Annotated in this window: 9 protein-coding genes; 7 read left to right on the top strand and 2 right to left on the bottom strand. The window is 50.1% G+C overall.

Annotated elements, in window-relative coordinates:
* A partial coding sequence (locus K8S15_03965) for a hypothetical protein (protein ID MCD4775190.1) occupies positions 1 to 193 on the bottom strand: 193 nt, incomplete at its 3' end.
* A 54-nt stretch (positions 194 to 247) separates the two neighbouring features.
* Between K8S15_03965 and K8S15_03960 the strand changes: the two genes are divergently transcribed.
* On the top strand, positions 248 to 727 hold the full coding sequence (locus K8S15_03960; protein ID MCD4775189.1) for a peptidylprolyl isomerase: 480 nt from the start codon (positions 248 to 250) through the stop codon (positions 725 to 727).
* Positions 728 to 808: 81 nt separating this feature from the next.
* Positions 809 to 1,966, top strand: coding sequence for a hypothetical protein (locus K8S15_03955; GenBank protein ID MCD4775188.1), 1,158 nt, complete (start codon positions 809 to 811; stop codon positions 1,964 to 1,966).
* 8 nt (positions 1,967 to 1,974) lie between these two features.
* Here K8S15_03955 and K8S15_03950 read toward each other — a convergent pair whose 3' ends face one another.
* Positions 1,975 to 3,081, bottom strand: a complete 1,107-nt coding sequence (locus K8S15_03950) for a hypothetical protein (protein ID MCD4775187.1) — start codon at positions 3,079 to 3,081, stop codon at positions 1,975 to 1,977.
* Between the two features lie 311 nt (positions 3,082 to 3,392).
* On the opposite strand from K8S15_03950, the gene K8S15_03945 reads away from it, so the two are divergent.
* The 5 genes from K8S15_03945 to K8S15_03925 all read left to right on the top strand — a co-directional run bounded on the left by K8S15_03945 (position 3,393) and on the right by K8S15_03925 (position 12,345).
* The gene (locus K8S15_03945; GenBank protein MCD4775186.1) at positions 3,393 to 6,398 is read left to right on the top strand and encodes an efflux RND transporter permease subunit; all 3,006 of its coding nucleotides are present in this window, start codon (positions 3,393 to 3,395) and stop codon (positions 6,396 to 6,398) included.
* The gene (locus tag K8S15_03940; protein ID MCD4775185.1) at positions 6,391 to 9,423 is read left to right on the top strand and encodes an efflux RND transporter permease subunit; all 3,033 of its coding nucleotides are present in this window, start codon (positions 6,391 to 6,393) and stop codon (positions 9,421 to 9,423) included. Before K8S15_03945 ends, K8S15_03940 begins: the two co-directional genes overlap by 8 nt.
* On the top strand, positions 9,420 to 10,457 hold the full coding sequence (locus K8S15_03935) for an efflux RND transporter periplasmic adaptor subunit (GenBank protein MCD4775184.1): 1,038 nt from the start codon (positions 9,420 to 9,422) through the stop codon (positions 10,455 to 10,457). The genes K8S15_03940 and K8S15_03935 overlap by 4 nt, the downstream gene beginning before the upstream one ends.
* Positions 10,458 to 10,681: 224 nt before the next feature.
* A complete protein-coding gene (locus K8S15_03930; GenBank protein MCD4775183.1) occupies positions 10,682 to 11,881 on the top strand; it encodes a hypothetical protein in 1,200 nt (399 codons plus the stop codon).
* 17 nt (positions 11,882 to 11,898) lie between these two features.
* The gene (locus tag K8S15_03925; GenBank protein MCD4775182.1) at positions 11,899 to 12,345 is read left to right on the top strand and encodes a hypothetical protein; all 447 of its coding nucleotides are present in this window, start codon (positions 11,899 to 11,901) and stop codon (positions 12,343 to 12,345) included.
* Positions 12,346 to 12,348 lie beyond the last annotated feature (3 nt).

Genomic DNA, 12,348 nt, shown 5'->3' with positions numbered 1-12,348 from the left:
CAACACTTGATGGCGCATCCGCTTCCGTAACCGATATAATGGCAGTAGTACGGGAACCCTGAAGAAACAATAAGAATTTGGATTTTCCGCCGTTCCGGTAACATCTCCCGAAGTAACTCATCCGTTCCTGAATACCCCAATATTCCTGCCATGGAATGTAATCCGCTGAATCCCGGTGTACCGTTGTCAGCATCTGCTGTATATTCAAAATTCACGTTTTAGAAAAAACAACAGAAAGGGAATTGATATGGCAGCACAGTACAGCACTCCGCCGGAGATGAAGATAGACACGGACAGAACGTACCTGTTAACAATTGAAACCGATCGCGGCGCGATAGAACTGGAACTCTTTCCGGAGTACGCTCCGAAAACCGTTAATAACTTCATCAGTCTCGCGAAGGATGGTTATTACGACGGGATTACGTTTCACAGGGTTATACCGAATTTCATGATACAGGGTGGCGATCCCACAGGAACGGGCCGAGGAGGGCCAGGTTACAACTTCGAGGATGAATTCGACGGAAATCCGCTCAAGCATGAAACCGGCTCACTGTCCATGGCGAACGCCGGCCCCGGCACAAATGGCAGCCAGTTCTTCATCACACATGCGCCCCAGCCTCATCTTAACGGAAAGCATACAGTATTCGGGAAGGTTACAGCGGGTCAGGATGTCGTGGACACAATCCGTCAGGGTGATGTGATGATTAAAATATCGGTGGCTGACTGAGGATTCCGAATTGCATATCTTCAGCTTTGCTGAAGTAATCTGATTTGTTTTAAGCATGAAACCTTATAGGGGAGGATAGAAATGCCTGAAGAGATGAACGGTAGCACTGATCCTGCCGCAGAACCGGCTCCAGAATCTCAGAGTGAACCCGCTGCGGGACCGGTGGAAACACCCGCTGAGAATATTGCTGCGGACGATTCTAAACCTGAAATTCATGAGATAAGCTGCAGTAACTGCGGAGCGCCTCTAGCGTATATGGAGGGTGAGGCTGTCATTACCTGTGAGTACTGCGGCACCACAACGATGCTTGCGGGTTACGATAACATCGTAACGGTTGAATCTCACTATCTTCTGCCTCCCAAAGTCGGCCGGGATGAAGCCATAGGCATAGCCTCAGGCTGGTTGAAAAAGGGTTTCTACAAATCGAAGGAGCTTCCCAACAAAGTCAGCTGGAGAGAGACTGAAGCAAGGGTTCTTCCCTACTGGATAGTCAGATGCACCGGAAATACCCGCTGGAGCGGCCAGCAGAAACGAACGAGAACTGTAGGCGAGGGAAAGAATAAAAGAACAGAGACTTACTGGGAACCGGTTCAGGGACGGATTACCGATGATTATACATGGCCCGTTTACGCCAGGGAAGATACTTCGGAATTCTGGGGGATCAGGAATATGGAACCCGGGCAGCAATGTGTATTCCCCGACTGGGGCAAGTTCTTTCTCAGAATAGGGGGTTCGAAAAAAGCTCCCAACAAGAATCTTCTCGAGGGCAAGAAGGACTTTTCCATAGATGAGCTGAAGAAGCTCAATATGCAGGAGCATATCGTCAACGGACAGATTATTCAGGAAAGGGCCGAAACATCCGCAAGGAACAGGATAATAGAACTTCATCAGCAGAAGGCAGAAAGCAAAGCCACAAAGGTTACCGATATAGATACAACCATAGATGTCCAGGGCGTTGATCTCGTCTATGTTCCCATCTGGGAGCTTGTGTACAGTTTTGCGGGTAAGGATTACCATGTACTTGTGGACGCAAGCCGCCAGGAGGTTCTTTCAGGCGAGGCTCCCGTGGGTAAGTGGGCTAAAGCCACCATCTTTGACGTTGTTTTCCTGCTGATTGCGGTAATATTCGCGGCCATAGGCGGCACGGCCGAAGGAGCTTCATGGCCCTGGATAGGGGCAGCTGTTTTCGGCGGAAGCGCGATCGCCTACTCCATCTGGACCGCGACAGTAAAGGAGTGAAGGATAGTCTAATTCTGTTTCAGCTCAAGTCTGTAGAGCCTTGGATAGTCTTCGGGAATAAGATCCCAGGCAACTATCCCATGTTCGTTTACTTCTACATGTATCATGGCTGAATCCGGGAATACGTTGAGCGTTACCTGTCTGATTATCTTTCCTTCGGGTGAAAAGACATCCCACATCATTTCCTCGGTTGTTCCGCGCTGTGCCCATAGGTTACCAAGTGAATCAATCCCGAGATTTTCTATCTGGGGTGCGAATTCAGTATATTCGCCGCTTATCTGTTGGCCATTACCGTTTTCATCCTGAACCATGAAGGTGGCCACTGGAACATAAATGAACCTGTCAATTTCTTCCTGTGGAATAAGAACTGATTCCGATTCAATTGTGTCAACAGGCTCGCCATCTAAGTTGTACACTTCAATGAGATAATCCTCTGTGTTCATTCTGTGCAGATAAACCCTGCCATGGCTGTCAGAAGTAACAGCCAGGTAGCCAGGCCTGAAATCGTACTCTTCCTGCCCGAAATCGAAAAGGTGGGAAAATGGTGTTGCCCTTGGTTCTTCGGAAGTTCCCTCCCATATATTCAGCTCGTATCCCATCTTGTACGTTTCTTCGATCTGACGGGTGGGGCAGGAGTATATAACAAAACAGGAATCACCTGCTGCCGTCATTGTAAGTGGCATTTCAAAGCCCAGGTTTGGCCTGCTGCCAAGATATTCGCCCTGGGGTGAGAAGAAGCACACTTCCCTGTCCATCCAGTCCATCGCTGCAATTCTGCCATCACCCAGAACAGTCATCTGTCCCGGAAGGTTGAATTTACCTGGTGCTTCACCCAGACCGCCAAAAGAAGATACAAACTCACAGTTCTCATCGTAGGTTGAAATAAGTCCTGTTGATCTGTCAAAAAGGATAACTTCCCCTCCTGGCAGAACTTCTGCCTTTATGATAGAGCCTATCATGTAGCAGCTGTCGCCCATGAGTACACCTATGGAATCGGTTACTATCAGTGTATCGATTCCTATTTCGATGATATCTTCCTGTGGAGGTGTGGTTTCTTCACCACCGCAAGCTAGAAATAGTGTCAATGTGACTGCAAGACATCCGGTAATTTTCATTTCATTCTCCGATACAGTTTGATTAAATGTGAATAGTAACAATATATGTTCAGGGGCAGTATTTCAGTCAACATTTCCATATTCGAATATGGGATGGAACTAAGGTGTCCTGCCGGGATAGTACGCAAGTGCAAGCACTGATTATTTCTGATTATATAGAATTCGAAGTTTTTGCTTCGTTCCTTCATAGTTTGTGTATAGTTTTATATAGCAAGTATATAGGAATTATTATGTTCGATTTTTTGCGAAAATCGTTTTTCTGATGTATTGTTTACCGGTATAAATCAAAAGAACGAACGGGGGTTGTCCCGGTGAAGCTTACCCATAATGCCATTTCCAGGCCTGTCGCGGTCACAGTCCTCTCCATAGTTGCTGCCCTTCTCGGAACGGTCGCGGTGATGAAAATGCCGGTGGACCTTCTTCCTTCTGTCGAATACCCCAGGCTTACCATTGAAACCACATATCCGTCATCGAGCCCGTACGAGGTTGAACGCCTGGTCACAGACCCCCTTGAGAACGCGGTAGCAGGGGTACGCGGGCTGAGAAGCTACACTTCCAGGTCCTACGGAGACAGAAGCCGTGTTACGCTTGAGTTCGACTGGGGCGCAAGGATGGACTTTACCAGGCTGGAAGTCAGGGAGAAGCTGGATGTAGCCGGATGGTCTCTTCCCGATGAGGCTGGAAGACCTACTATCGTAGATTACGACCCTTCGCGAAGGCCGTTCATGGAAATACTCATGACGATGGAATCGGGAGACTGGACCGAGGTCACAGATTTTGCCAGAAGGATCGTGACCACCAGAATTGATCAGGCCGAAGGTGTGGCTGGATGTGAAATCCAGGGGGAGGCTGAACCAGCTGTATTCGTGCGATTGAGGGAAGGTGTTGTTGAAGAACTTAACCTTGATCCCAAGTTTATATCCCAGGCTCTCCAGGGGGCTAACGTATCCATGTCCGGAGGGCTTGTCCGTGACGGGCAGCGGGAGTACTTCCTGTCGCTTGAAGGTGAGTTCTCCAGCCTTTCCGATGTTGAAAGCACTGTAATAGGAATAAGGGGCACAACGCCCCTGTTGCTGAGCGATATCGCTCTGGTCTCACTTGGCGAAAAACCAGTTACCGAATGGGCGAGTTTCAACGGTGAGCGATGCCTTATTATCCGCGTAAGGAAAATGGCTGAATCCAACACTGTTGAGGTTGCCAGGGAGGTTGCGGAACTCGTCGAAGAACTGGGCGGGGAATACGAGGCACTTGAACTTGAAATAATACAGAACGACGCTGAATTTATAGAAGATTCAATAGGTGAAGTAATCGAGGCTCTTATTCTTGGTGGTCTTCTTGCTTTCGGAGTCCTCTTCTTCTTCCTGAGAGACTGGAGAAGCCCGCTGATACTGGGTCTTTCACTTCCACTGAGTATCGCTATCGCGCTTTTCTTCCTGTTCTTATCTGGCGTTACACTCAACATCATGTCGCTTGGCGGCCTTGCCCTCGGAACCGGGTTACTTGTTGACAACGCGGTTGTAGTGCTTGAGGCCATATACAGGCGGCGGGAAAACGGTGAAGAAGCGTTCAGCGGAGCCGATTCCGGTACGTCGGAAGTCGGCAAGGCCATTACAGCAAGCACACTCACAACGCTTATTGTTTTCTTCCCGGTTGTATACATGGAAGGGATAACCAGCCAGCTGTTCCGTGATCAGGCTCTGGCAGTGGGATTCGCCCTGATAGCAAGTCTTCTCGTAGCGGTTACTGTAATTCCCGCTCTTACCGCGAGAATCAGAAGGATAAAGACAGGCAACGATGTAACAACAAGGTTGAAGAATCGGTACGCCAATATCATGAAGAAGGCTCTTAAGCATCCCGTAGCCATTATGACCGGAGTTACCGCAGCATTTTTAATTGCGCTGCTAGCGGGGCTGGGGCTTCCAATGCAGCTTCTTCCAAGCACACCGGTTGATCAGCTTGAAATTTCGTATTCAGCTCCCAGAGGTACATCCATGCAGCAGATGATAGAGCTTTCCGCCGAGGTCACAGGGCTGGCTGTATCTTCCGGCGCCGACTGGGCTTCCGGACGCAGCGGAGTTCGATCGGGAGAGGGCGTGGACGCTATCATCACGGCCTCATACCCATCTCCGGAGGATGCCCGGAAGGCCATGCCGGTGCTCAGAAATACCTGGAATTCCATGTTCAGTTTCCCCATCACAGTTGAAAAACGGGAATCCCTTCTTGGTGAGATACTCGGTGGCGGAAGTTCCTTCACCGTTTATCTTGAAGGGGAGAGTATCGATACCGATCTTATGGCAGCTGAAAGCCTTGCGGCTATACTGTCTCAGTATGAGGGAGTGGAGTCGGCGGACGTTCAGTACCTTCCGGGCAAACCGGAGATGGTACTTGACCTTGACCAGGAACTGCTGAACCTGTACGGATTGACTGCTAACGATGTCGCTGATTTTGTGGAAAGTTTATCAAGAGGCATTACGGCAACCACTTATTACAGGCAGGATGAAAGGGTGGACGTTGTCCTTCTTGCCGGAAGCGGTGAGGGAATACCTACGGATTCGCTTCTTGCCAGATCGATACCTACATCATCCGGACTTCTCGCTCTCGAGAGGATAGCGGAACCGTACCGTCAGCAGACACCCGGCTATATAGAACACAACCAGGGAAATAGAGCGGTGGGCGTACAGGTGCAGGGATCGGGAAGCAACCTGGCGAGGATATCGAATGAAGTAGCTGCCGCAGCTGATACACTGCTCTGGGAGGTCCCCGTTCAGCTGAGGCAGGGGGATGAGATCGAGGAGATGAACAGAACCACATCGAGTCTTGTGCTTGCCGCGCTGCTTGCCATCGGCCTGGTTTACGTTCTGCTCGCGACACAGTTTGAATCCTTCCGCGAGCCCTTCGTTATAATGTTTACCGTTCCCCTGGGGATTATCGGTGTCGTCATAGGCCTGGGGCTTTTCGGCCAGAGCTGGAACGCGCTTTCAGGTATTGGGCTCGTTGTTCTGTGCGGTATTGTGGTTAATGACGGAATTCTTCTGGTCGAGAGGGTAGGCCAGCTCAGGAAGCAGGGTCTTGCGAAGAACGATGCGATAATTCAGGCAGGAAGAGACCGATTCAGGCCAGTACTTATGACCACCGTAACGACGGTCCTTGGCCTTCTTCCCATGGCAATTGGGTTCGGTTCGGGAGCGAGTCTCCGCCAGCCTCTAGCGATTGCGGTAATTGGAGGAATATCGGTAGCCACGGCGCTGACACTGATAGTTGTTCCCATCCTTTACAGGCTGCTTTCAGGAAAGAGGGATACAGTTGTCGATGGTTGATCTGGTTCTCCGCAGGCCGCGGGGGACAGCAGTCATTTTCGCAGCCCTTCTTGTCCTTGCGATAGTCTCTTTCAACAGGGTGCCGCTAGAGGGAACACCTGACGCTACACTGCCGACGTTGAATATCACCGCTTACTGGACCGGAGCTGATCCCGAAGCCATCTGCGAACAGGTGACCCGTCCAATAGAAGATATCGCCCGGGAAGTTGAAGGTGTCATAGAGGTCTCTTCAACTTCAAGGCCAGACCGGAGCAACGTAGAAGTATCCTTTGAAAAAGGAACGGATATGGACGTCGCGTCAATGGAACTCACCGAGAGGATTTCATTCCTGCGGGATGAACTCCCCAGCGCTGTCATGATTGGAAGCGTTACGCAGGCCGTCCCCAGGGAACTTACCAGCGAAGGGTTCCTGATTTACGCTATCACCGGAGCCGAACCCTCCGTACTCAAGCAGATTGCCGATGACATCATCGTTCCCAGAATCGAGCGCATCGAGGGTATCAGCTCGGTAATCGTTGAAGGGCTGGGTCAGCAGGAAATCGTTCTAGACATAGACCGTGACGCCCTGAACTCCCTTGATCTTACCCTCATCGAAATTGCCGGCGCGGTTACTAACGGTATTGTGGACAGAAATACCGGTGTCGCCGTAGACACCTCGGGACTCGAAGCGGTAATCCGCCTCTCCACCGTTCCGGGGACTGTGGCTGAATTGGAAGATCTTGTCGTTTCAAGCCGGGGCGGAAGGTTCGTTACCCTGTCCGATGTTACCAGCAGAATACTGGTGGATTATAACACCACCGAGAATTTTATATACAGATACAACGGAATGGATCAGGTAAGCCTTCAGATAGACCGAAATTCATCAAGCAATGCCGTCCGTGCTGCCGGGCTTGTGAAGAAGGAGATTGAGGAACTTGAGGCTGACCTGCCTGAAGGCATAGAACTCAATCTTAACGAGGATGGTACGGAGGGTATAACAAATGATCTCAAGGATCTTTCCTGGAGAGCTCTTATTTCACTTATCGCTATTGTTCTTATCCTTCTTCTACTGAATCACAGCCCACTTTCGACACCACTGATAATAAGCTCAATTGTTTTTTCCGCCGCGATGGCGGTTACGGCGGTGTATCTTGCGGGTTACAGTATCAATGTACTTACCCTCAGCGCACTTGCAATCGCGTTCGGGCTTCTCGTTGACGGTGCTGTTGTTGTGCTTGAGGCTATAGGCTTCCGCAGGAGACAGGGGATGTCCCCGATGGATGCGGCAGACAAAGGCGCGAAGGAAGTGGCCATGCCCATTCTTGGGGGCATACTCACCACTATGGTGGCCCTTGTGCCGCTTCTTGCCAGTGAAGGTATTCTGAAACTTTATTATCAGCCTTTCGCCTTCACTATAGCCGCTACACTTACGGCTTCCTATTTCATCTGTCTTACTCTGGTACCGTCGATAGCTGGAAGATGGAAATCGAACAAATGGTACAGAGAAAGGAAATGGGACAGGCATCTCGCTAAAATGATAGCGGTTCTTCATCATCGTCCCCTGATAGCAGTAATCCTTGCTTTACTGCTTGTGGGTGGAGCGGTTTACGTATTCCTCGCAAAGGTCGAAAAGGGAGAAGAATGGGGCTTCAGCTTCGATGTGGATTTCATAAGGGTATGGATGCAATACCCACCGGGAACACCACAGGATGTTGTGGACGAGGTAGCAAAGGGTTTTGAGGATATTCTGGCGAACAGGGATGGAATTGAATCTACAAGAACTCAGGTATTTGGAGAAAGTGCAATGATCTATTCAATTCTCACCGAAGAGGCTGTTCAAACCGGATACGGCCTTCAGATCGAGGCCGAAGCAGTGGCGTACGCTACGACCCTGGGGGGTACCCGGACCGTGGTTGTCAGGGGTATGAATCCCGAACCATACTGGAGAAGTACCAGAAGCGCGGGAATGATGCAGACCATTGAACTCAGAGGTTTCGATTATCAGGGGCTCAAGGATATAGCTCTGGCCATGCAGATCATGCTGGAGAGACACCCCAGGGTTGGTGAGGTCAATATCAACTGGGACACCAGAAACCCCGAGCGGAATCAGCTTGCGGTGGTATTCGACAGGCAGGAGCTTGCGGACCTTGGGGTCAATCCCTACCAGATATTCCAGGCTTTCCGTTACAACCTGGCCGGTGGGTACGGCAGAGAGATTCAGATAGGCGATGAAAGCATCGATATGACATTCAGAATAGACGGTATGGAAAATCCGGAGCTTTCCAATGTACTCGATAGCCGCATAACGACAGGCGGCGGTACTATGGAACTGGGCGATATAATCCAGATCGATACTCTCGATGTGCAGGGTTCGGTTGAAAGGGAAAACGGAGAGTACATCCGTACGGTTGCCTATTCGTTCATGGGAGCCGAAAGAATGGCTGCCCGATTCAGGGTCTCACTTCTTGACAATCTTGAACTTCCATCAGGTTACAGAGTCTACGAAGAGGAGTATATACCATTCTGGCTGCAGGATGATGGTACTGACATGAATCTTATCGTACTGCTTGCGATAATAGCCGTATTTGCCGTTACCGCGATTGTGTTTGAATCCTTTAAAGCTCCACTTTACATACTTGCAGTCATACCCATGGCTATGGTGGGAGTGGTTGCCGGTTTCTGGATATTTGACAAGGTTTTTTCTCCGCAGGCTTACGTAGGGAGCGTTTTTCTCGTTGGAATTGCGGTTAACAATTCAATATTGCTGGTAGACAGTTTTCAGAAGAAGAAGAAAGCCGGCATAGATATCAAAAAAGCTGCGGACATGGTGGTCGCGGAAAGGCTCAGACCCATTCTGCAGACCAGTGCCACAACGATTCTGGGGCTCCTCCCTCTGGTTTTATGGCCTATTTCGAAGACAAATGATCTGTGGGAGAATTTGTCATTCACAGTTGTGTGCGGCATGCTCATTTCTACTCCTCTTGTGTTGATATCTCTGCCGGCCTTGATACAGTTGACTTCCCGGAAAGGGAGGAAGAAAAAGTGATTAACAAAGTGTTTTTTGCAGTTACAGTTATTATTCTCTCTATCGCCGCCTGTGGGGGTGAGGAGGAAGAAGCCGAAAGGGAGACTCTTGAGCCCTCGCCCCTTCCGGTAGCAGCTTCCGCTGCTGTCGTTGACACGCTGTTCGAAGTTGTCAGTTCAACGGGAAGGATAGCCTCGGCAAGAACCCAGTCCCTCTCAGCCCAGATCCAGGGTGAAGTGGTCCTGGCGCCTGAATACGTTGGAATGGAAGTAAGCGACGGAGAAGTGGTGTTCAGGATAGCCTCTGGCGAAAGCGCTTCCAGGTTATCGAGCGCCAGCAGTTCTTACAGGAACGCACAGTCGCTGTACGAATTCGAATGCGAGAATTACAGGGGCGAACTTACGCCGGAAGTGAAAAGCATGCTGCGGCAGACAACCGGGCTTGCCGATGCTCAGACAAGCCTTGCCTCAGCTCAGACGCAGTACAGCAACGCTGCCATTACGGCAGGCTTTGATGGTGTAATATCGGATGTCTCTGCCAGGGAAGGCATGGTTGTTTACCCGGGCACGGTTCTGGGAGAAATAATAGACCCCTGGAGCCTTCAGGCCACGGTAAACCTCGATGAGCGCGAGCTCGCCAGGTGCGCAGGCGGGCAGAGGGTTTACGTGACCGTTCCCTCTCTCAACGACACAACACTGGTTGGAACCGTAGCATCGGTATCCCCCGTTATTAACCCTTCGATGAGAGCTGGAGAAGTTATAATTGACCTCCCCGCAGTGCCTAACCTCAGAACCGGAGCCACTGCAAGGCTCGAGATAGTTATAGCCGTGTATCCTGATCAGCTTGTAATACCGCAGGAGGCCATTCTGATAAGGGATGACCGCGACATGGTTTTCGTCGTTCTCGACGGACATGCCGACTGGCGCTACGTAACTCTCGGACCAGAGGGAAGGGGCATAGTCGCGGTGGAAGAGGGCGTAGAAACGGGTGAGCAGGTTATAACCTCAGGTCACTACTCCCTGGCCCACGATGCTCCCGTAGCGGTGGTTAATTAGGAGCCTGTTTGAGAATAGAGCATTGGCATAAAACACACACACTATTGGTGATCTTCTACTTCGGCTCGGGGAACTGGTCCTGAATCAGTATAGGAATCTTCCGGGCAACCCATTCTCACCTCAGGATGGCCGGAGTTCTGAGTTGTTTTAAAACGGATACCGATTCATCAGTTTCTCCATGTATTACAAAATCCGAATCGGTTTATACGAAGGAGAGGTTAAGAATGAGAGTTTGTTTTGCCGCGCTGCTCCTGCTGACTGCGGGAATTGTATCTGGAGATATCCCTGACTGCACGCTTCAGTGGGATTGTCTGAGCGTAATCGAAAATCAGGGTAACGATATTCTGCTCGACTGCATAATGTCAGATGATTGTTCAAGCTTCAAGCTCGTATTTTCTTCATTAACGGAAGACGGCAGGGAACTATGGCTGCTGGAGCTGGACAACGCGGGAGAAATCATGAGCAGAACCGAACTGCTTTCCGATCAAATCGATCAGGCGGAGTGGTTACTTCCCGGCTTCATTGATGAAAGCATTGTGGCTATTGCTTACGGTCACTGGTCAGGAATCTTTGATGTTGAGTTCCAGATAGTTGATCTGACCAGTCCGGATGATGTGAATACCATCAGCCTTTCCGGCCTTTTCCCGGATGATTCGGTAGATCGGATTACTTCCATTGAACCCTCGGGTACGGACCTGATGATACTCGTCGGCAGCAGCAGGACTTCCGAACAGATAAGTTCACTATTTGTCGCCGCAATGGATCTGGATGGAAGAGTTATCTGGCGGATAAAACTGTTCGAATCGCGGGATTATGTTCTGGATGGAAGTCTGCTGAAACTTCTGGATGACGGTGGCTGCATCCTGATGTACAGGGAAGACTACTTTCCCTCGGAAGGTATTCACATATACAGACTCGATGCCGGCGGCAGAGAAGTCTGGAAAAGTTTGATAGAGCTGGATTGTGAATATGCCGCAGGTTTCAGTGATTTCACCGAACTTGATAATGGAAACATCCTCTGCTCGGGTGGGTTCGACAAAACCGGTGGCCGGTTCGCGTACCGGGGTATCCTGGTATGCCTGGATTCCTCCGGAGAAGAAGTCTGGCGCAGGGAGGACTGGTACCAGGATCATACTTCGTTTGTTTCTGCGGAGCCTGTACCCGAAGGCGGTTTAATGTTGACAGGATGGACCGGAGTGGAGGGTGATTACGAATTTGAAATAATCGATATGGACGTGCTTATCGCGAATCTTGACGCCACCGGGGAATCAATCATCGGGTTTCTCATCGAAGAACATGGAGATCAGAACCCGCGTTTTGTATATGAGATGGGTGAGGGAGAATATTTCATAGTTGGCGAGCATACCCCTGATGGAAGCGATGAATCGGACATTTTTCTTGGCAGAGTTATTGTGCCGCTTTAGAAAGAGGATTGAGCAATATGAAACCGGTAGATGAAAAAATGATAGGTGAATGCCTGGAGAAGTGGAAACCACTTCTTAGTCTCAGCGACTGGGACATTCGTCCGGTAATCGTGCGAAAGGAATGGCGTAAGTCCGGTGATGTTAAAATAGACACCAGCAACAGGATGGCAGCGCTGATGGTAAGGTTCGAGCTTGATCCTGATCATCTTGAAGAGGTCGTTGTGCACGAACTCCTTCACATCAAGCTGTGGGGTCTTGATCAGATGATAGAGGAGTCACTGAATGCCCTCTTTGATAAAAATGACAGCGAGGGCAAACGCTATTTTGCCCAGGGGCAGTTTATGGAAGAGCTTGAAACAACCACACAGGATCTGACAAGAGCTCTTCTGAGTGCCGGTGGTTTCGAGGGCGATTACCTGTTCAACAGGGTGCAGAAACAGATAGATGAAGAGGTGAATAAATAGGGA

Source organism: Candidatus Aegiribacteria sp., assembly GCA_021108005.1.
Taxonomy (GTDB): domain Bacteria; phylum Fermentibacterota; class Fermentibacteria; order Fermentibacterales; family JCC-6; genus Aegiribacteria.
The sequence above is the reverse complement of the archived record's forward strand: the minus strand, read 5'-3'. Positions and strand labels throughout refer to the sequence as shown.